At 71.1% G+C, this 19295-nt stretch carries 20 protein-coding genes; 16 read left to right on the top strand and 4 right to left on the bottom strand.

Annotation, left to right across the window (positions count from 1 at the left end):
• Nucleotides 1-16 precede the first annotated feature (16 nt).
• The 3 genes from ABZT18_RS18545 to ABZT18_RS18535 are packed head-to-tail and all read left to right on the top strand — an operon-like array spanning nucleotide 17 to nucleotide 2788.
• The gene (locus tag ABZT18_RS18545; RefSeq protein ID WP_354995975.1) at nucleotides 17-1171 is read left to right on the top strand and encodes a site-2 protease family protein; all 1155 of its coding nucleotides are present in this window, start codon (nucleotides 17-19) and stop codon (nucleotides 1169-1171) included.
• A 44-nt stretch (nucleotides 1172-1215) separates the two neighbouring features.
• Complete coding sequence (locus tag ABZT18_RS18540) at nucleotides 1216-2169, top strand: tRNA (adenine-N1)-methyltransferase (RefSeq protein WP_354996089.1); 954 nt, start codon at nucleotides 1216-1218, stop codon at nucleotides 2167-2169.
• A gap of 46 nt (nucleotides 2170-2215) precedes the next feature.
• Nucleotides 2216-2788 carry a hypothetical protein gene (locus tag ABZT18_RS18535; protein ID WP_354995974.1) on the top strand — a complete coding sequence of 191 codons (573 nt, stop codon included), beginning with the start codon at nucleotides 2216-2218 and terminating at the stop codon, nucleotides 2786-2788.
• 52 nt (nucleotides 2789-2840) lie between these two features.
• On the opposite strand, the gene ABZT18_RS18530 is transcribed toward ABZT18_RS18535, so the two are convergent.
• On the bottom strand, nucleotides 2841-3134 hold the full coding sequence (locus ABZT18_RS18530; protein ID WP_354995973.1) for a ferredoxin: 294 nt from the start codon (nucleotides 3132-3134) through the stop codon (nucleotides 2841-2843).
• Between the two features lie 178 nt (nucleotides 3135-3312).
• Between ABZT18_RS18530 and arc the strand changes: the two genes are divergently transcribed.
• From arc to prcA, 6 genes are all read left to right on the top strand, one after another.
• Nucleotides 3313-5094: a proteasome ATPase gene (gene arc / locus ABZT18_RS18525; protein ID WP_354995972.1), complete on the top strand. Its 1782-nt coding sequence runs from the start codon at nucleotides 3313-3315 to the stop codon at nucleotides 5092-5094.
• A gap of 382 nt (nucleotides 5095-5476) precedes the next feature.
• Entirely contained in the window at nucleotides 5477-6994 is a 1518-nt protein-coding gene (gene dop, locus ABZT18_RS18520; RefSeq protein WP_354995971.1) for a depupylase/deamidase Dop, read from the top strand.
• A gap of 104 nt (nucleotides 6995-7098) precedes the next feature.
• Nucleotides 7099-7314, top strand: a complete 216-nt coding sequence (locus tag ABZT18_RS18515) for a ubiquitin-like protein Pup (RefSeq protein ID WP_088948111.1) — start codon at nucleotides 7099-7101, stop codon at nucleotides 7312-7314.
• 71 nt (nucleotides 7315-7385) lie between these two features.
• Entirely contained in the window at nucleotides 7386-7904 is a 519-nt protein-coding gene (locus ABZT18_RS18510; protein ID WP_354995970.1) for an endonuclease domain-containing protein, read from the top strand.
• Nucleotides 7823-8662: a proteasome subunit beta gene (prcB, locus tag ABZT18_RS18505; protein ID WP_354995969.1), complete on the top strand. Its 840-nt coding sequence runs from the start codon at nucleotides 7823-7825 to the stop codon at nucleotides 8660-8662. The genes ABZT18_RS18510 and prcB overlap by 82 nt, the downstream gene beginning before the upstream one ends.
• A gap of 61 nt (nucleotides 8663-8723) precedes the next feature.
• Nucleotides 8724-9554: a proteasome subunit alpha gene (gene prcA / locus ABZT18_RS18500; protein WP_354995968.1), complete on the top strand. Its 831-nt coding sequence runs from the start codon at nucleotides 8724-8726 to the stop codon at nucleotides 9552-9554.
• Between the two features lie 416 nt (nucleotides 9555-9970).
• Here the strand turns inward: prcA and rfbB are convergent, their stop codons facing one another.
• Nucleotides 9971-10972, bottom strand: a complete 1002-nt coding sequence (gene rfbB / locus ABZT18_RS18495) for a dTDP-glucose 4,6-dehydratase (protein ID WP_354995967.1) — start codon at nucleotides 10970-10972, stop codon at nucleotides 9971-9973.
• A 308-nt stretch (nucleotides 10973-11280) separates the two neighbouring features.
• On the opposite strand from rfbB, the gene pafA reads away from it, so the two are divergent.
• Both pafA and ABZT18_RS18485 read left to right on the top strand, forming a co-directional pair.
• On the top strand, nucleotides 11281-12639 hold the full coding sequence (pafA, locus tag ABZT18_RS18490) for a Pup--protein ligase (protein WP_354995966.1): 1359 nt from the start codon (nucleotides 11281-11283) through the stop codon (nucleotides 12637-12639).
• An 81-nt stretch (nucleotides 12640-12720) separates the two neighbouring features.
• Entirely contained in the window at nucleotides 12721-12915 is a 195-nt protein-coding gene (locus ABZT18_RS18485; RefSeq protein ID WP_210910883.1) for a hypothetical protein, read from the top strand.
• Nucleotides 12916-13082: 167 nt separating this feature from the next.
• On the opposite strand, the gene ABZT18_RS18480 is transcribed toward ABZT18_RS18485, so the two are convergent.
• Both ABZT18_RS18480 and ABZT18_RS18475 read right to left on the bottom strand, forming a co-directional pair.
• Nucleotides 13083-14168: a DUF3866 family protein gene (locus ABZT18_RS18480; protein ID WP_354995965.1), complete on the bottom strand. Its 1086-nt coding sequence runs from the start codon at nucleotides 14166-14168 to the stop codon at nucleotides 13083-13085.
• 61 nt (nucleotides 14169-14229) lie between these two features.
• The gene (locus ABZT18_RS18475) at nucleotides 14230-15237 is read right to left on the bottom strand and encodes a cation diffusion facilitator family transporter (protein ID WP_354995964.1); all 1008 of its coding nucleotides are present in this window, start codon (nucleotides 15235-15237) and stop codon (nucleotides 14230-14232) included.
• Nucleotides 15238-15366: 129 nt separating this feature from the next.
• On the opposite strand from ABZT18_RS18475, the gene ABZT18_RS18470 reads away from it, so the two are divergent.
• From ABZT18_RS18470 to tatC, 5 genes are all read left to right on the top strand, one after another.
• On the top strand, nucleotides 15367-16365 hold the full coding sequence (locus ABZT18_RS18470; protein ID WP_354995963.1) for a WYL domain-containing protein: 999 nt from the start codon (nucleotides 15367-15369) through the stop codon (nucleotides 16363-16365).
• The gene (locus tag ABZT18_RS18465) at nucleotides 16362-17441 is read left to right on the top strand and encodes a YafY family protein (RefSeq protein WP_354995962.1); all 1080 of its coding nucleotides are present in this window, start codon (nucleotides 16362-16364) and stop codon (nucleotides 17439-17441) included. Before ABZT18_RS18470 ends, ABZT18_RS18465 begins: the two co-directional genes overlap by 4 nt.
• Before the next feature lie 10 nt (nucleotides 17442-17451).
• Nucleotides 17452-17697: a hypothetical protein gene (locus ABZT18_RS18460; RefSeq protein WP_354995961.1), complete on the top strand. Its 246-nt coding sequence runs from the start codon at nucleotides 17452-17454 to the stop codon at nucleotides 17695-17697.
• A gap of 172 nt (nucleotides 17698-17869) precedes the next feature.
• The gene (tatA, locus tag ABZT18_RS18455) at nucleotides 17870-18211 is read left to right on the top strand and encodes a Sec-independent protein translocase subunit TatA (RefSeq protein WP_354995960.1); all 342 of its coding nucleotides are present in this window, start codon (nucleotides 17870-17872) and stop codon (nucleotides 18209-18211) included.
• An 18-nt stretch (nucleotides 18212-18229) separates the two neighbouring features.
• On the top strand, nucleotides 18230-19183 hold the full coding sequence (gene tatC, locus ABZT18_RS18450) for a twin-arginine translocase subunit TatC (protein ID WP_354995959.1): 954 nt from the start codon (nucleotides 18230-18232) through the stop codon (nucleotides 19181-19183).
• Nucleotides 19184-19295: the final 112 nt, after the last annotated feature.

The following is a 19295-nucleotide window of genomic DNA, read 5'->3' as shown; positions in this document are numbered from 1 at the left end:
CCGTAGCATCGTGCCGATGGAGCAGACATCCCGGCCGCCGCGCCGACCCGACCGGCGCCTCGGCCTGAACGTCGGCCGGGTATTCGGGGTGCCGCTGCACCTCAACGGTTCCATGGTCCTGCTCGCGGTGCTCATCGCCGTGTTGTACTCCGAGTTCGCCCGCCGGCAGCTGGACCTGTCGCAGATCGGCGGCTACCTGATCGGCTTCGGCTTCGTGGTGTCGCTGCTCGGCTCGGTGCTGCTGCACGAGCTGGGCCATGCCCTCACCGCCCGGCGGTACGGCATCGGTGTGCGCGGAATCACCCTGGAACTGCTCGGCGGCTACACCGAGATGGACCGGGACGCCCCGTCGCCCCGCGTCGACCTGCTGGTCTCGCTGGCCGGCCCGGCGGTCTCCGCGGTGCTCGGCGTCCTCGCGGTCGCCGCCACGCTCGCCCTGCCCGAACAGACAGTGGCCCACCAACTCGCCTTCCAGCTCGCGCTCAGCAACGTCATCGTCGCGCTGTTCAACAGCCTGCCCGGGCTGCCCCTGGACGGCGGCCGGGCGTTGCGCGCCGCCGTGTGGGGGTTGACCCGCGACCGGCACCTCGGCACCGAGGTCGCCGGCTGGGCCGGCCGCGTCGTCGCCGTCGGCACCGCAGCCCTGGTGCTGCTGCTCACCCTCGCCGACTACCTGGCGCCGTTGGCGCTGCCGCTGATGCTGCTGGTCGCCGTCACCCTCTGGCGCGGTGCCGGGCAGTCGATCCGGGCAGCCCGGGTCAGCCGCCGCTTCCCGCTGATCGACCTGTCCCGGCTGGCCCGGCCGGTCTGGCCGGTCGCCACCGGTACGCCCCTGGCCGAGGCCCAGCGCCGACGCGCCGAGGGTGGGCAGCCCGGCTCCGCCCTGGTGGTCACCGACTCCACCGGCCGGCCGGTGGCGCTGGTCGACCCGGCCGCCGCCGGGGCGGTGCCCGTCGAACGCCAACCGTGGCTGGCGGTGGACGCCGTGGCCCGGTCGCTGGGCACACTTCCCACACTGCCGGTCGGGATGGACGGCGAGCGGGTGATGGAGGCCGTACAGACCCACCCGGGCGCGCAGTACGTGGTGACGTCAGGCGAAGATGTCGTCGGCATTCTGCATATCGCGGACCTGGCCCAGCTCCTCGAACCCAACCGGAAGATGACACCGTGACCGCAACACCCTCCACCGTCCCGGCCGACCCCGCCACCCCGGCGCTGACACCCGTGCACCGTGGGCCGTTCCGGCCCGGCGACCGGGTCCAGCTGACCGACCCCAAGGGGCGGATGCACACCGTGACGCTGGAGCCGGGCAAGGAGTTCCACACCCACCGCGGCATCCTGGCGCACGACGCGCTGATCGGGCTCCCCGACGGCAGCGTGGTGACCACCTCCGGAGGCGGCACCGCGTTCCTGGCCCTGCGGCCGCTCCTGTCGGACTATGTGCTGTCCATGCCGCGCGGCGCTCAGGTGATCTACCCGAAGGACTCGGCGCAGATCGTCGCGATGGGCGACATCTTCCCCGGCGCGAAGGTCCTCGAGGCCGGCGCCGGCTCCGGCGCGCTGAGCTGCTCCCTGCTGCGCGCCGTCGGCACGGAGGGGGAGCTGCACTCGTTCGAGCTGCGCGAGGACTTCGCGCAGATCGCCAAGCGCAACGTCGAGGCGTTCTTCAACGGGCCGCACCCGTCATGGAACCTGCACGTCGGCGACGTCGCGCAGTGCCAGGAGACCGGCTTCGACCGGATCATCCTGGACATGCTGACCCCCTGGGAGACCCTCGACATGGTCGAGCGGGCGCTGGTGCCCGGCGGGGTGTTCATCGGCTACGTCGCCACCACACCGCAGCTCTCCGAGCTGGTGGAGGCGCTGCGCGAGCGCGGCGGCTGGACCGAGCCGCGGGCCTGGGAGTCCATGGTGCGCGACTGGCACGCCGAGGGCCTCGCCGTCCGGCCGGATCACCGGATGATCGCGCACACCGCGTTCCTGGTGTCCGCGCGCAAGCTGGCCCCCGGGGTCACCGCGCCACCGCGTCGCCGCAAGCCCAGCAAGGGCACCGAGGCGTACGTGCAGCGCCGTCAGGACCTGCGCGAGGCGGAGGCGGCCCGACAGGCCGCCGCCGCCCAGGCCGCAGCTGCGCAACCCGACGGTACGGGGGAGATGGACCTGCCGTGACCAATGAGCTGGGCGTCGGCACCGCCGAGCAGGGGGAGGCGCTGGCATGAGCCGACCGGGCTATGGCGGCGGTGACCTCCCCGCGGTCTTTCCCGACTGGTCGCCCTACCAGGATCTGGAATCGGCGGCACGGGCCTACCTGCGCGACCCGGACGTCGCCCTGGAGGCGCTCGGCGGCGTGCTGCGCGGCGCGTCGGTGCTCGGCTTCACCCTCGAACGCTTCGTCAACGAGGTCAACGGCGTGTGGCAGGAGGTCGTCGTCTGCGACGGCAGCCGGCTGATCCTCTGGCACGGCGAGGACGTGCCGCCGGAGGAGGGCCCGCCGGGCTCGATGACCTCATCGCTGCGGGTGGTGCCGGTCTCCACCGTCACCGAGGTCGGCTGCCGGCGGCGGCTCAACCGTTCCGACAGTGGCGAGATCCGGGTCGACAGCATCGACGTCTACCTGCTGCTCACCTCGTTGGACGAGGCGCCGCCGAGCGAGGAGATGGTCGCCACGCCACGACACGACGCGCTGCGCTTCGGCAAGACCCTCGACGACGGCGGGGCCGGGCAGATCGCCCGGCTGGAGGAATTCGCGCGGCTGGTCGCCTCGGTCGTCGGCCGTCCGATGCTCTGAGGCGTACCCCTCTCGGGCCCGGCCGGGCCGCGCGGCCCGGCCGGCGGGTGGTTCAGTCCTCCTCGGCGTCCGGGCCGGCGACCTCGACGCCGTCGCCCCGCACCACGTGGATGCAGTCGCCCGGGCACTCCTTCGCGGAGTCGATCACTTCGAGTCGCAGGTGCTCGGGCACGTCGACCCGGCTGCCCGGTGCCATCAGCAGCGCACCGTCGGCACCTTTGACGTACGCCAGGCCGTCGATGTCGAACTCGAACACCTCCGGCGCGTACTGCACGCAGAGCCCATCGCCCGTGCAGAGATCCTGGTCCACCCAGACCTGCAGTTGGTCGGTCGCGACCTCGGCCACCGGTGCACCCCCCATGTTCTCGCGTCCTACGCTTCGACGGTACCTGAACGCCGGTACCGGCCCGTCAGGCCACCCTTGGCGATCAAGGTTCGGTGACGAGGGTGTTGCGTGGGACCGAATCGGCCTCATAGCGGCTAGGGTTAGGGCAGAACGTTCAAGCCCCCCGGGGAGGTGGGACGTGGCACGCAGCGACGACGCGGACTCGCGCGCCGCACGGTGGGAGAAGGAAGCCCACGATCTCTCCACGCAGGTCGCGTTCCTGCAGGAGGAACTCGCCCTGGTGCGGCGCAAGTTGACCGAAAGCCCCCGACACGTCCGGCAGCTCGAAGAGCGGCTGGCGGCCACCCAGGCACAGTTGGCGCGGCTGACCGAGAACAACGACCGGCTGGTGAGCACCCTCAAGGAGGCTCGCACGCAGATCGTGACGCTCAAGGAGGAGATCGACCGCCTCGCGCAACCGCCGAGTGGCTACGGTGTCTTCCTCGCCAAGCACGACGATGACACGGTGGATGTCTTCACCGGCGGCCGCAAGCTACGGGTCTCGGTGTCGCCCTCGCTGGACGTGGGTGACCTGCGCCGCGGCCAGGAGGTCCTGCTCAACGACGCACTCAACATCGTCGACGCGTTCGGCTACGAGCGGGTCGGCGAGGTGGTGATGCTCAAGGAGATCCTGGAGGGGCCAGACGGCGGGCCGGGTGACCGGGCGCTCGTGGTCTCCCACTCCGACGAGGAGCGCATCGTGCACCTCGCCGAGACGCTCATCGGCTCGGCGATCCGGGCCGGCGACTCGCTCATGATCGAGCCCCGCTCCGCGTACGCGTACGAGCGGATCCCGAAGAGCGAGGTCGAGGAGCTGGTCCTGGAGGAGGTGCCCGACGTCGACTACGGCGACATCGGTGGCCTCCAGTCGCAGATCGAGCAGATCCGCGACGCGGTGGAGCTGCCCTTCCTGCACGCGGACCTGTTCCGTGAGCACCAACTCCGCCCGCCCAAGGGCATCCTGCTCTACGGCCCGCCCGGCTGCGGCAAGACGCTCATCGCCAAGGCGGTGGCCAACTCGCTGGCCAAGAAGATCGCCGAACGGCAGGGCAAGGAGAAGCACACCAGCTTCTTCCTCAACATCAAGGGCCCCGAGCTGCTCAACAAGTACGTCGGCGAGACCGAGCGGCACATTCGGCTGATCTTTCAGCGAGCTCGGGAGAAGGCCGGCGAGGGCACCCCGGTGATCGTGTTCTTCGACGAGATGGACTCGATCTTCCGGACCCGCGGCTCCGGTGTCTCCTCCGACGTGGAGAACACCATCGTCCCGCAGTTGCTCAGCGAGATCGACGGCGTGGAGGGGCTGGAGAACGTCATCGTCATCGGCGCCTCCAACCGGGAAGACATGATCGACCCGGCGATCCTGCGTCCCGGTCGGCTCGACGTGAAAATCAAGATCGAGCGACCGGACGCCGAAGCGGCCAAGGACATCTTCTCGAAATACATCCTCGCCGGGCTGCCCCTGCACCCGGACGACCTGGCCGAACACGGGACCGACCCCCAGGCCACCGTCGCGGCGATGATCGACGCCGTGGTGCTGCGGATGTACTCGGAAACCGAGGAGAACCGCTTCCTTGAGGTCACCTACGCCAACGGTGACAAGGAAGTGCTCTACTTCAAGGACTTCAACTCCGGCGCGATGATCCAGAACATCGTCGACCGGAGCAAGAAGATGGCCATCAAGGAGTTCCTCACCTCCGGCCGCAAGGGACTGCGCCTGCAGCACCTGCTCGACGCCTGCGTCGACGAGTTCCGCGAGAACGAGGACCTCCCCAACACCACCAACCCCGACGACTGGGCGCGCATCTCCGGCAAGAAGGGCGAGCGGATCGTCTACATCCGCACGCTCGTCTCCGGAGGCAAGGGCGCCGAGGCCGGCCGCGCGATCGAGACCGCCAGCAACACCGGCCAGTACCTCTGACCGCCAGCGGCGGCACCGGACCCGTCCGGTGCCGCCGCTGCGTGCGTCCCACCGCGAGACGCCGCGTTGCTGCTTTCGGCCCGGCACAGCGACGTCGCTGTGGTCGGTGAGCCCGCCCGGCCCGAGGAGAGCCCGCGTCGTAGCCCGGCGCGCCGTAGCCCATCGTGGCCGACCCGGCCGCCCAGCAGGCCATCGACGGGATCCGTACGCTGCACCCGTCCCTCCGGGCAGGCCTGACCGTGGTGCCACTCGAACCCGCCAAAGCCCGGTAGTCACGCCGCGCCGACCGACAGCGACGGGCGGTAGGCCACCGCGCAGACTAGTCTCGATGGTGTGAGCGGCGGGCACGCCGGCTCCGTGGGCGAGCGAAGCGAGTGGTCGCATGACGGTACGTCGGATCATGGGCACCGAAATCGAGTACGGCATCTCCGTGCCCGGGCAGGCCGGAGCCAACCCGATGGTCACCTCGTCGCAGGTGGTCAATGCCTATGGCGCACGTCCAGAACTCAACCGGGGCGGGCGAGCCCGCTGGGACTACGAGGAAGAGTCGCCGCTGCGCGACGCCCGCGGCTTCACCTACTCCGGAGCCGCCTACGACCCGGCCGAGGCGTTGGCCGACGAGGATCTCGGCCTCGCCAACGTGATACTCACCAACGGTGCACGGCTCTACGTCGACCACGCCCACCCCGAATACTCCACCCCGGAGGTCACCACCCCTAGGGACGTGGTGCGCTGGGACAAGGCCGGCGAGCGGGTGATGGCCGAGGCGTCCCGCCGGGCCGCCACGATCCCGGGCAGCCAGCCGATCCACCTCTACAAGAACAACACCGACAACAAGGGCGCCAGCTACGGCGCCCACGAGAACTACCTGATGCGCCGGCAGACACCGTTCGCCGACATCGTGGCGTACCTGACGCCGTTCTTCGTCACCCGCCAGATCGTCTGCGGCGCCGGCCGGGTCGGCATCGGCCAGGACGGCGGGCAGAACGGCTTCCAGATCTCCCAGCGCGCCGACTTCTTCGAGGTCGAGGTAGGCCTGGAGACGACGCTCAAGCGGCCGATCATCAACACCCGCGACGAGCCGCACGCCGACGCCGACAAGTACCGCCGGCTGCACGTCATCATCGGTGACGCCAACCTCTCGGAAATCTCCACGTACCTCAAGGTCGGCACCACCGCGCTGATCCTCACCATGATCGAGGAGAAGGCGCTCGGCGCCGACCTCGGCATCGCTGACCCGGTCAGCGAGCTGCGCGCGGTCAGCCACGACCCCAGCCTGTCGCACCGCATGAGACTGCGCGACGGTCGCCGCCTCACCGCACTGGACCTGCAATGGGCGTACCTGGAGCGGGTGCGGTCCTTTGTCGACGACCGGTACGGCACCGACGTCGACGAGCAGACCGTCGACGTGCTCGACCGTTGGGAGAGCGTACTGGACCGGCTCGGCCGTGATCCGATGCTCTGCGCCGACGAGTTGGACTGGGTGGCCAAGCTGCGGCTGCTCGAGGGCTACCGGGAGCGGGAGAAGCTCGGCTGGGGCTCGCACAAGCTCCAACTGGTCGACCTGCAGTATTCCGACGTCCGGCCGGAGAAGGGCCTCTACCACCGCCTGGTCGCCCGGGGGGCGATGAAGACGCTGCTCACCGACGAGGAGAGCCGCACCGCGATGACCGAGCCGCCGGAGGACACTCGGGCCTACTTCCGCGGCCGCTGCCTGGCCCAGTACGCGTCCGAGGTCGTCGCCGCGAGCTGGGACTCGGTGATCTTCGACGTGGGCCGGGAGTCGCTGGTCCGGGTGCCGATGATGGAGCCGGAGCGAGGCACTCGCGCGCACGTCGGAGCACTGTTCGACCGCTGCGCCAGTGCCAAGGACCTGCTGGAGACGTTGACCGGGCGCTGAACACGTGTCCGGATGCCCGTCGTGTGCCGCAGGCCGGCGCGCGGCGGGCTTTTCGTCGCCCGCGCGAGGTAAGTTCATCGCAGACGATCGTGGAGGAGGCAGCAGTGGCCACTCATGACAGCGGCGGCCAGTCGCAGTCCGGCAAGTCCCGTCAGGGCGAGGAAATCGAGGACGTCACCACCGAGGCCAACCCTGAGGTGGCTGAGCGGCACGCCGAGATCACCGAGGACGTCGACGACCTCCTCGACGAGATTGACTCCGTCCTCGAAGAGAACGCAGAGGAATTCGTGAGGGGATACGTGCAAAAAGGGGGCGAATAGAGCATGCCCGGATAAACCGGACACGTTCGTCCTTTCGATGATCGAGACGGCCACCGCCGCGACCGCGGCGAGTGGCTGCCCCTCGATCAGTTCTGTGCCCCTGGCACGCGGCCGGACGCGGCACCGGATGGCCACCGGCGACGCCCGGACCCTGGTGCCACCAAGCCCCTTGCCGACTTTCCGCGGAACCGCTCCGGTCGTGGAGGTTACGGCCGATACTGCAAGCCTTGCCACCACAAGATGGGCAAGGAGAGCAAGCTCCGTCTGCATGGCGGGTTCCGCGAGCACCACCTGCGGCGGCGGGGGAGAAGGAGTCTCCCGAGCTCCTGGCCGAGCAGGGCGGGGTCTGCGCGATCTGTGGCGGCGCCGACCCGCAACATCTGGACCACGATCATCGCACCGGATGGGCGCGCGGGATACTCTGCTTCAACTGCAACGGTGGTCTTGGCCAGTTCCGTGACAGTCCCATGAGGCTGGCCAGGGCGATCACGTACCTGAGAGGAACCACGTGGCAGCGGGCTTTGATCCATCCGGGCGTCTACCAGATGTGTTCACCAACGCGGGGACGTCCTCCTTCACCACGTTTCTGAGCCGGGTGGCCCCCGAGATGCTGCCCGGCCGGCGACCGCTGCCGCCGGGCATGGCCGCCGACCTGGCACCACACGCGACCACCATCGTGGCCATCGCGGCCGCGGAGGGCGTGGTGATGGCCGGCGACCGACGGGCGACCATGGGCAACCTGATCGCCCAGCGCGACATCGAGAAGGTGCACCCCGCCGACGCGTACTCGCTGGTCGGCATCGCGGGCACCGCGGGCATCGGGATCGAGCTGATGCGACTGTTCCAGGTGGAGTTGGAGCACTACGAGAAGATCGAGGGCGCGATGCTCTCGCTCGACGGTAAGGCCAACCGGCTGGCCTCGATGATCCGGGGCAACCTGGGCGCGGCCATGCAGGGGCTCGCCGTGGTGCCGCTCTTCGCCGGCTTCGACCTGGCTGCCACCGACCCGGCGAGGGCCGGTCGGATCTTCAGCTTCGACGTGACCGGTGGTCCGTACGAGGAGACCGGCTACGACGCGATCGGCTCCGGCTCGCTCTTCGCGAAGTCGGCGCTGAAGAAGCGCTTCCGGGCTGGTCTGTCGGTCGATGACGCGACCCGGCTCGCGGTCGAGGCGCTCTACGACGCGGCCGATGACGACACCGCGACCGGCGGGCCCGACCTGACCCGCCGGATCTATCCGGTGGTGATGACAGCTACCGCCGAGGGCACCCGCCGGCTGACCGACGCCGAGACCGCGGCGATCGCCGAGGGCGTGGTCGCCGGCCGGATGGAGAACCCGGGCGGTTGAGCCCCGTCCACCCCCACCAGTCAGCAGTCGTCAGCACCGCGCCGTAAGGAGAACCGCCGCCGTGGCCATGCAGTTCTACGCCTCGCCCGAACAGATCATGCGCGACCGCTCCGAGTTGGCCCGCAAGGGCATCGCTCGGGGTCGCAGCGCGGTGGTCCTCAGCTACTCCGGCGGGGTGCTCTTCGTCGCGGAGAACCTCTCCAGCGCCCTGCACAAGGTCAGCGAGATCTACGACCGGATCGGCTTCGCCGCGGTCGGCCGGTACAACGAGTTCGAGAATCTGCGCCGGGCCGGGGTGCGCATGGCCGACCTGAACGGGCTCAGCTACGACCGCCGTGACGTCACCGGCCGGGCCCTGGCCAACGCCTTCGCGCAGACGCTCGGTGCGATCTTCACCGAGCAGTCGAAGCCGTTCGAGGTGGAGATCTGCGTGGCCGAGGTCGGTGCCACTGCCGACGAAGACGAGCTGTACCGGTTGACGTACGACGGCTCGGTCAACGACGAGCCGGGGCGAATGGCCATGGGTGGGCAGGCCGAGGCGATCACCGGCGTGCTGAAGGCGCAGCACCGGGCGGACATGTCCCTCGCCGAGGCGGCCCGGGTAGCGGTGCAGGCGTTGAGCACGGTTGGTGGTGAGGGCGGCGCCGCCCGGACGATCGCCGCCAACCAGCTGGAGGTGGCGGTGCTGGACCGCCACCGGGTTGGTCGTACGTTCCGTCGGATCACCGGCGCGGCGCTGACCGCGTTGCTGGACGGCGATGTCGCGGCTGCCGAGCAGCCCGAGTCGGCAGGCGGCCCGGACACGCCGACAGCGCCGGCGACGGAGTCGCACAAGCCGACGACGTCGGCGGGGTCCGCCGACCTGGAGGACAAGCCGGCGGACGGCAAGTAACACCGGCCAACGCGGCGGGCGGCAGGAGTTCCGTGGCCGCCCGCCGCGGCACGTCCAGCACGTGGGCGGCTGGGCGCATCCGGGCGGCTGGGCGCATCCGGGCGGCGAGGCCACCGCCGAGCTGCGGGCGGTCAGTGGCGCTTGAGCAGTGGCTTGGCGAGTGCCCAGTAGCTCCCGGCCAGCCTGTTGAAGACGCCCAGCCCGGGGGCGGCGACGTTGGTGGGAGCGAGCCGGCCGGTCGATTTCCGCGCGGAGCAGGGCGGAGTGTTCTGCCAGGGTGCGGGTCTCTTCTTCCAGGTGGCTCATGTCGAGGTCGCTGCGGATGGCGGCGGTCACCGTCACGCCCGGCTGGGCGCGCAGCTCGCCGAGCAGGTCCCGACCCAGCATCCCGCCGGCGCCGGTGACGAGCACCCGGATCATGCGGCCGGTGCCGCCTTCAACGGCTCCCACCAGGCCCGGTTGTCGCGGTACCACTGCACGGTCTGCGCCAGGCCGTCGGCGAGATTGATGCTCGGGGCGTACCCCAGCTCTTCATTGATCTTGGTGATGTCCAGCGAGTAGCGGCGGTCGTGGCCCTTGCGGTCGGTGACCGGTACGACCCGGTCCCAGCCGGCGCCGCAGGCGTCGAGGAGGAGGCCGGTGAGCTCCTTGTTCGTCAGCTCGGTGCTGCCGCCGATGTTGTACACCTCGCCGGTGCGGCCCTTCTGCTGGACCAGCGCGATGCCCCGGCAGTGGTCGTGCACGTGCAGCCAGTCCCGGATGTTGCCGCCGTCGCCGTAGAGCGGAACGGTGCCGCCGTCGAGCAGATTGCTGACGAACAGCGGGATGACCTTCTCCGGGAACTGGTACGGCCCGTAGTTGTTGGAGCAGCGGGTGACCACCACGTCCATGCCGTGGGTGCGGTGGTAGGACAGGGCGAGCAGGTCGGAGCCGGCCTTCGAGGCCGAGTACGGGGAGTTCGGGGCCAGCGGCCAGGTCTCCGTCCACGAGCCCTCGTCGATCGAACCGTAGACCTCGTCGGTGGAGACGTGCACGAAGCGACCGGTGCCGTGCCGGAGCGCGGCGTCCAGCAGCGTCTGGGTGCCGAGCACGTTGGTGGTGACGAACGGCGCGGCGCCGGCGATCGACCGGTCGACGTGCGATTCGGCGGCGAAGTGCACGATCACGTCGTGCCCCGCGACCACCTCGTCGACCACCGTCGCGTCGCAGATGTCGCCCCGCACGAAGCGCAGCCGAGGGTCGTCGCGCACCGGGTCGAGGTTGGCGAGGTTGCCCGAGTAGGTGAGCTTGTCGAGCACGGTCACCCCGACGGGCTCGACCGTGGGCACGCCAGAGGCGCTGCCGCCAGGCACGCCCAGCAGCATGCGGACGTACTCCGAACCGATGAAGCCGGCACCGCCGGTGACGAGGATCCTCACGGGCCCAGAACTGTACGCGAAGCGGTGGGCCGGTTGTCGGCGGCGACCGGCGACATGCCGGCGGCGATAGTGCGGCGTACCGGGAGACCGGTGAGCTGTCCGTCACCGTGCTGGGCCGGGGCGCCGCCTGGCTGGACACCGGCACGACGCGACGTTGGCATGTTGCCGGAGTTCGACAACTGCCGGCGGTTGGTGGCGAGCATTGGGCCGGACGGAATGTCGCACTCAACCGGTATGTGACCGCGCTCGGGGCACGACCTGTGGTCTGACAGTGACGAACCGGGCCTCCGGGCGGCTAATGTCACACCATGGAGCGGCGAATCTTCGGCCTCGAGACCGAGTACGGCGTCACCTGCACCTATCGCGGGCAGCGGCGGCTGTCCCCGGACGAGGTCGCGCGGTATCTGTTCCGCCGCGTGGTGTCCTGGGGTCGGTCGAGCAACGTCTTCCTGCGCAATGGGGCCCGGCTCTACCTGGACGTCGGGTCGCATCCGGAGTACGCCACACCGGAGTGCGACTCGGTGACCGATCTTGTCGCCCACGACCGGGCCGGCGAGCGGATCCTGGAGGGCCTGCTCGTCGACGCGGAGAAGCGACTGCACGACGAGGGCATCGCGGGTGAGATCTACCTGTTCAAGAACAACACCGACTCGGCCGGCAACTCGTACGGCTGCCACGAGAACTACCTGGTGTCCCGGCACGGCGAGTTCGGCCGGCTCGCCGACGTACTCATCCCGTTCCTGGTCACCCGGCAGTTGATCTGCGGGGCCGGCAAGGTCCTGCAAACCCCGCGCGGCGCGGTCTACTGCCTGTCGCAGCGGGCCGAGCACATCTGGGAGGGCGTCTCCTCGGCGACCACCCGCAGCCGTCCGATCATCAACACCCGCGACGAGCCGCACGCCGACGCCGAGCGCTACCGGCGGCTGCACGTCATCGTCGGTGACTCCAACATGAACGAGGTCACCACGCTGCTCAAGGTCGGCACCGCCGACCTCGTGCTGCGGATGATCGAGGCCGGGGTGGTGATGCGCGACCTGTCCCTGGAGAACCCGATCCGGGCGATCCGGGAGGTGTCACACGACATCACCGGCCGGCGCAAGGTGCGGCTGGCCTCCGGCAAGGAGGTCAGCGCCCTCGACATCCAGCAGGAATACCTGGCCAAGGCCACCGAGTTCGTCGAGCGCCGCGGCGGCGACCAGGCCGCCAAGCGGGTCGTCGAGCTGTGGGGCCGGGTGCTGCACGCGGTGGAGACCGGGGACCTCGAACCGGTCTCCCGGGAGATCGACTGGGTCAGCAAGCTGCGGCTGATCGAGCGCTACCAGCGCAAGCACGACCTGCCGCTGTCGCACCCCCGGGTGGCACAGATGGATTTGGCCTACCACGACGTGCGCCGCGGTCGCGGCCTCTACGGGCTGCTGGAGCGCCGGGGCGAGGTCGACCGGGTGGCCACCGACCCGGAGATCTTCGAGGCCAAGGAGACTCCTCCGCAGACCACCCGGGCCCGGCTGCGCGGCGAGTTCATCCGCCACGCACAGGAGAAGCGACGGGACTTCACCGTCGACTGGGTGCACCTGAAGCTCAACGACCAGGCGCAGCGCACCGTGCTCTGCAAGGACCCGTTCCGGGCGTACGACGAGCGGGTGGAACGGCTGATCGCCAGCATGTGACGGGTGCGTCGGCCCCGGCGGTGGTGTCCGCCGGGGCCGACCGGCCCAGTCGGCTCAGCGGCCCGGTAGGCTGGGCGCGCCATGACGACTTCTGGACCTTCCGACCGCTCCGAGCGCGGCACCGAGCGGCAGAACTGGGTCGAACGCCGGCGGGAGAAGATCCGCGCCGAGATCGACCGTAACCGGCGCGGTGAATACACCGTGCCGACGTGGGTGCTGGCCCTGGCGCTGGTGCTCATCGTCGGCGGCTGGCTAGCCCTGATCTTCCTCGCCTGACCCGCCCCGCCCCGCTCTCGCCCCCGCCCCGCTCTCGCCGCCGCCCCACCCACCCCCGCGCGTCGATCATGGAGTTGTGGTGGGGGAGGAAGGCCGCAAATCGCCAGAGGCCGGGCACCACAACTCCATGATCCACGGGGCTGGGGCTGGGCTGGGGGTGGGGCGGGTTAGGGGAGCAGGGTGAGCGCGTGGCGGCCGGCGGCGGCTGCGGCCAGGAAGTACGCATGGTCGGCGTCGAGGCCACGGCCCATGGTGGACAGGGGCACGGCGCTGGCGCGCAGCGCGGCGTCGAGACCGGTGGTGGGCACCCTCACGATCCGGTGCCGGTCCGTGAGGGGTGCCAGCGACTTGTCCACCTCGGCGGCCAGCGCCGGATCCAGATCGTCGGGCACCACCAGCTCCGCCGGGGCCAGCGCCACCCGGCCGTACGCCGTGAGGCTGTGGTGCGACACGCCCCGGTGCCGGGGGCGGGGGTCGGCGTCGGAGATGCGCAGCGACCCGACCGGCCGGCCGCCCAGCGTGGCGATCGCGTTGACCGCGTCGCCGACGGCGACGCCGGAGAAGCCCCACCGGGTGCCGGTGCCCAGGTTGCCGGGGCCCTGGGCCACGATCGCCACGTCAGCGCCCAGTACGTACCGCGCGGCGAGCAGGCCGCCGTGCAGGGTCGTGGCCTCCAGGTCGCCGCCGAAGGCCTGCCCGACGGTGATCGTGCCGGCCAGTTCGGAGCGCAGCCCGGCGAGCGTGCGGGAGAACCATGCTGGCAACGCCCCACCATCGGTGAGCAGGTACGCCACCCGCGCCCGCGGAGCGTCGGCCCGGATGCCGGCCAGGATCGCCGGCAACGCCGAGTGCAGGTCGGCCGTGACCACCGGCAGACCGCCCAGGTCGTCCGCGTCGGCCAGCACATCGCGGTGCGGGGACGCCTCCTCGTCGACGCCGAGCAGGATCGGCTGCAACGGCGTGTAGCGGGCCTTCACCAGGTGCCCGGCGTCGCGGGTGTCGCCGACGTCCGGCGGGTCCGGCGGCAGCCGGTCGGGCAGGGCCACCACCAGGGCGTATCCGCCGGTGCCCAACCCCATCAGTAGCGCACCGGCGTTGAGCAGCACCCGGTCGCCCGGCTCGGGCGTGCCGACCAGTTCGGGATAGGCCAGCGCCCGCATGCGCGTGCCGTCGGGCAGGTCGACGTCCAGCTCCACCGCCCCGGTCCACTGTCGTCGCAGCGTCGCCACCGTCCCCGTACGCCATCGCACCATGACGGGCACGCTAGCCGCGCGGGCCCGGCGGCCCGCGCCCGGGTGCTGCCGCGGTCGTGGTTCAGGGGCGGTCGGGCTCGTCGTCGGCGTCCGAGCCCGGTCCGGCCTGGGTGTGCCGGGCCCGGCCGGTGGCGCCGGGCAACGAGCGGGTGGGGTCGAGGAAGACGTAGCGGATCTCCGGGTACCGCCCGGTGAGCCGCCGTTCGGCCTCGTCGGCGGTGGCCTCGATGGCCGCGCCGGTGGCCTCGTCGCGGAAGTCGACCTTCGCGGCGACCAGGACGTCGTCCGGGCCGAGCTGCATGGTCAGCAGAGTGTCGATCCGCTCCACCTCGGGCAGCCCGGTCAGTTCCCGCTCGATCTCGTGGCGCAGCCGTTCCGGGACTGACCGACCGACCAGCAGCGACAGGTTGTTGCTGGCCAGGATCCCGGCGACCGTCAGCAGCAGCAGCCCGATCAGAATCGACGCGACGCCGTCCCACACCTCGTCGCCGGTGGCCTCGGACAGGCCGACGCCGAGCCCGGCCAGGAGCAGGCCGATCAGGGCCGCGCTGTCCTCCAGGAAGACCGCCTTGACGGTGGTGTCGGCGGTCAGCCGCAGGAACCGTCGGGGCGTGGTCCGCCACCGCTGGGACTCGCGGCGGACCTGCCGCACCGCCCGCGTCAGCGAGATCGACTCGATGACGAAGGACACCCCCAGCACGATGTACGAGATGAGGTAGTCGCCGCTGTGCTCGTGCACCAGGATGGTGGTGACGCCGTGGGTGACGGCGAAGCCGGCGCCGGCGACGAAGGTGAACATGGCGGCGAAGAACGCCCAGACGTAGCTCTCCTTGCCGTAGCCGAACGGGTGCCGCTGGTCCGCCGGCCGGGCGCCGCGCCGCAGCGCCTGGTAGAGCAGCACCTCGGTGGTGGTGTCGGCGATCGAGTGCGCCGCCTCGGAGAGCATCGCGGCCGAGCCGGAGATCACCCCGGCGACCAGCTTGGCGATCGCGATGGCGAGGTTGGCGGCGCCCGCGACGATCACGGTGCCAACGCTCTCGCTCTCGGTCCTGACCTCCGCCTGCGACATGAGGGCCACCCTATGACCGCAGACGGTCACGCGCCGGGGAGCGGCCCGGAGTGGGCGCGATCCGAACAGATGTGCGGCACGCCCCGCGCGGGTGCACGTCTCGGGCGCGTCGGCTGCTAGCGTCTACCCGTGTCGCGGACCCGCACCGAACGCCTGGTCAACCTGGTGATCTGCCTCCTGTCCACGCGACGGTTCCTGACCGCCGCGCAGATCGCCGCGACCGTGCCCGGCTACGAGCATGATCCCGACGACGCGCGCGACCACGAGGCGTTCCAGCGCAAGTTCGAGCGGGACAAGGCCGAGCTGCGTGAGCTGGGTGTGCCACTGGAGACCGGCACGGCGAGCGCCTTCGACGCTGAGCCCGGCTACCGGATCGCCCACCGCGAATACGCGCTGCCCGACATCCTCCTCGAGCCGGACGAGGCCGCCGCGGTCGGCATCGCCGCACGCCTGTGGCAGCACGCCGGGCTGGCCGCCGCCGCGTCGTCGGGGCTGGCCAAGCTGCGTGCCGCCGGGGTGGACGTGGACCCGCAGGCCACTCTCGGCCTGGAGCCGATGGTCACGGTCGACCCGGCGTTCGCGCCGCTGACCGCCGCCGCCCGGGACCGCCGCGAGGTCGGGTTCGACTACCGGGTGCCCGACCGTGACGCGCCCAGTCGCCGGCGGCTGCAACCGTGGGGCGTGGTCTGCTGGCGCGGCCGGTGGTATGTGGTCGGCCACGACCAGGACCGCGAAGCGACCCGGTGCTTCCGGCTGTCCCGGGTCGTCGGCACGGTTCGGGTGCTCGGCGAGCCCGGCGCGTACGAGCCGCCGGCCAACGTCGACCTGATCAGCCACGTGGCCCGCTGGTCGGGCCCCGTGGAGCGCACCGGCCGGGCCACCGTGCTGGTCGCACCGGGCCGTGCCGCCGGGCTGCGCCGCTGGGCGGTGGAGGTGACCACCGGGCCCGACGGCGACCGGCTGCTCCTTCCGTACGCCGACCCGGACGGGCTGGCCGGCCACCTCGTCGGCTACGGCCCGGACGTGCGGGTGCTCGACCCACCGGAGGTCCGCGAGGCGGTCGTCCAACGACTCAAGGAGATCGCCGTCCGACACGACGAGCTGGCCGTCACCGGGGGTGCCCGGTGACCCGGCCGGCCGCCCGGAGCGGCTCCCGCGCGTCCGCCGACCGGCTGGCCCGCCTGCTCAACCTGGTGCCCTACCTGCTGGCCCGGCCCGGCATCGAGATCGCCGAGGCGGCCGGTGACCTGGGCGTCACCGAGCGGCAGCTCCGCGAGGACCTGGAGCTGCTCTGGGTGTGCGGGCTGCCCGGCTACGGCCCGGGTGACCTGATCGACATGGCGTTCGACGGTGACCGGGTGACCATCACCTACGACGCCGGCATCGACCGACCGCTGCGGCTCACCCCCGACGAGGCCCTCGCGCTGGTGGTGGCGCTGCGCATGCTCGCCGAGACACCCGGCGTGGCCAACCGTGAGGCCGTCGAACGGGCCTTGGCGAAGATCGAGGACGCGGGGGACCTGGTGGGCGCGCCGGTGGCGGTCCGGCTGCCCGGGGACACCCGGCGGGTCGAGGCGCTGCGCTCCGCCGTGGAGGGCGGAAAGGCGCTGCGGATCACCTACTACACGGCGGCCCGGGACGAGACCACCGAGCGCGTCATCGACCCGCTGCGGATGCTGATGGTCGGCGGCCGGGCGTACGTGGAGGCGTGGTGTCGGCGCGCGGAGGGGGTCCGCCTGTTCCGCGCCGACCGGATCGACGCGATCACCGAGCTGGCCGAGCCAGCCACCGTTCCGCCGCAGGCCGTCCCGCAGGACCTCACCGACGGTATCTTCCGCCCCTCGCCCGACCTGCCGCTGATCACGCTGCGCGTCGGTCGGGGTGGTCGGTGGATCACCGAGTACTACCCGTGTGAGCGGGTCGAGGCCGGCGACGGCGACCAGTGGCTCGTCTCCCTGCGGGTGACCGACCTGGGATGGGCCCGCCGATTCGTGCTCGGCCTCGGCCCGGACGCCACCGTGGTCGCCCCGGTCGAGTTGGCCGAGCAGGTGCGGGCGACGGCCGCCGCAGCTCTGGACGCGTACGCCGTGCCCGCCCCCACGGCCACACCCCGCCGGCCCTCGTCTGATTCCGTGACGGCTGACCCCGCCGGTGCGGTCGGCGCGGCGTCGGGTGACCCGGCGGTGGCCGGCCGCACCCAGTAGGCTGACCGCCGTGCTGATCTGGATCGTGCTCGCCCTGGTGCTGCTCCCGCTCGTGGCGCTCGCGCTGGCCGTGCGCCCGGTGCTGACCCGGCTGCCCCGGCTGCGCCGCGCCGCGGTGGCGTTGCAGCGGCGGGCCGCTGAGGCCGAGGCGCTGCGGGAGACCGCCGAGGCGTTGCAACAGCGTGCCGAGGGTGTCCAACGACAACTCGACACCGCCCAGCAGCGGGTCGCCTTGATCAAGGCCAAGCGCGGCTGATCGACCCTCCGTCCGGGTGCGCACCCGGGCGATGGTTGACGGATCATCGCGGGTTGGTCAAGACTTCACCCTTCGGGCCAGACCACCACCACCCGGCGAGTGGCAGGCGGCCGATCCGCACGTACGATGGGCTGCGTACCGCCCCTCGGACACAGAGCGACTGGAGCTTCTCATGGGTGCCCTCAAGCCGTGGCACATCGCTGTTCTCGTGGTTGTGCTGATCCTGCTCTTCGGTGCGAAGCGGCTCCCCGACGCGGCCCGTTCGCTGGGTCGGTCGCTGCGGATCATCAAGGCCGAGACCAAGAGCCTGCAGGACGACGACCGCGACCTCGCCGAGAAGGCCGACGCGCAGGCCGGCTACCAGCCGCTGCCGCCGCACGTCGGGCAGCAGGCGCCGTACGCCGGGCAGCCGCAGCAGGCCCCGTACGCCGGGCAGCCGCAGCAGGCCCCGTACCAGCAGGCGCCGGCGCAGCAGCCGGTCGTCGACCCGGTGCACCGCGTCCGCGACAACTGACCGAAGGGCCCCACCACCGTGGCCTTCGCACTGCGTAAACGCGCCCCGAGCACCTTCGAGCGGGCTTCAGACGGCTCGATGACGCTCATCGAGCACGTCCGTGAGTTGCGCGACCGGTTGTTTCGCGCGTCACTGGCGATCGTCGCCGGCCTGATTCTCGGCTTCTTCCTGGCCCAGCCGGCGTTCAACCTGCTGAAGGAGCCCTACTGCAGCCTGCCGGATGCCACCGACGCACTCGGCAACTGCCGGTCGTTCCTTCAGCTGTCGCCTGCGGACGGCTTCATCCTGAAGCTGAAGCTGGCGCTCTGGATCGGCCTGATCGCCGGGGCGCCGGTCTGGCTCTACCAGCTCTGGGCGTTCATCGCTCCGGGGTTGCACCGGAACGAGCGCAAGTGGGCGTACGTCTTCGTCGCGATCGCGGCCCCGCTGTTCGCCGGTGGTGCCGTCCTGGCCTACCTCGTCGTGGACAAGGGCCTCGCGTTCCTGTTGGAGGCGGGCGTAACGGGCCTCTCCACCCAGCTGGAGGTCACCCGCTACATCTCGTTCGTCACGAACATGATCCTGTTGTTCGGGGTGGCGTTCGAGTTTCCGCTCATCCTGCTGATGCTCAACTTCACCGGGGTGGCCAGCGCCCGCCGGTTGTTGAGCTGGTGGCGGGCGGTCATCTTCATCTCCTTCGCCTTCGCCGCCATTGCCACCCCGGATCCGGGTCCGTTCGGCATGACGCTGCTGGCGCTCTCCCTGTCCCTGCTGTACTTCGTGGCGGTGGGCGTGGCGTTCATCAACGACAAGCGGCGTGGGCGTGGCAAGGAGGTCTACGCCGGCCTGGACGACGACGAGGTGTCGCCGTTGGAGCACGACGCGGACCCGGTCGTGGCCGGGCAACGGGTCGACGCGACCGCACCGATCGGCGTACCCGATCCGATCGCCGCTCCCGCACCGATCGAGCGGCGCTACGACGACATGACCTGACGCCTCGGCGTGCTGGTCCACCGGCGCCGTCCCCGCCTGGCGGGGACGGCGTCACCCGCTCCCGTGAACACACCCGGGCCTCGTGGGACTTCCTGGGTGACGTCCCACCATC

The sequence above is a fragment of the Micromonospora sp. NPDC005291 genome (assembly GCF_040607415.1).
GTDB lineage: Bacteria > Actinomycetota > Actinomycetes > Mycobacteriales > Micromonosporaceae > Micromonospora.
The sequence above is the reverse complement of the archived record's forward strand: the minus strand, read 5'-3'. Positions and strand labels throughout refer to the sequence as shown.

Excerpts from the sequence above, each read along its gene's own strand:
- ABZT18_RS18545 (WP_354995975.1), top strand. The coding sequence starts at position 17 with ATGGAGCAGACATCCCGGCCGCCGCGCCGACCCGACCGGCGCCTCGGC.
- ABZT18_RS18535 (WP_354995974.1), top strand. The coding sequence starts at position 2,216 with ATGAGCCGACCGGGCTATGGCGGCGGTGACCTCCCCGCGGTCTTTCCC.
- dop (WP_354995971.1), top strand. The coding sequence starts at position 5,477 with ATGACGGTACGTCGGATCATGGGCACCGAAATCGAGTACGGCATCTCC.
- pafA (WP_354995966.1), top strand. The coding sequence starts at position 11,281 with ATGGAGCGGCGAATCTTCGGCCTCGAGACCGAGTACGGCGTCACCTGC.
- ABZT18_RS18485 (WP_210910883.1), top strand. The coding sequence starts at position 12,721 with ATGACGACTTCTGGACCTTCCGACCGCTCCGAGCGCGGCACCGAGCGG.
- ABZT18_RS18480 (WP_354995965.1), bottom strand. The coding sequence starts at position 14,168 with ATGGTGCGATGGCGTACGGGGACGGTGGCGACGCTGCGACGACAGTGG.
- ABZT18_RS18475 (WP_354995964.1), bottom strand. The coding sequence starts at position 15,237 with ATGTCGCAGGCGGAGGTCAGGACCGAGAGCGAGAGCGTTGGCACCGTG.
- tatA (WP_354995960.1), top strand. The coding sequence starts at position 17,870 with ATGGGTGCCCTCAAGCCGTGGCACATCGCTGTTCTCGTGGTTGTGCTG.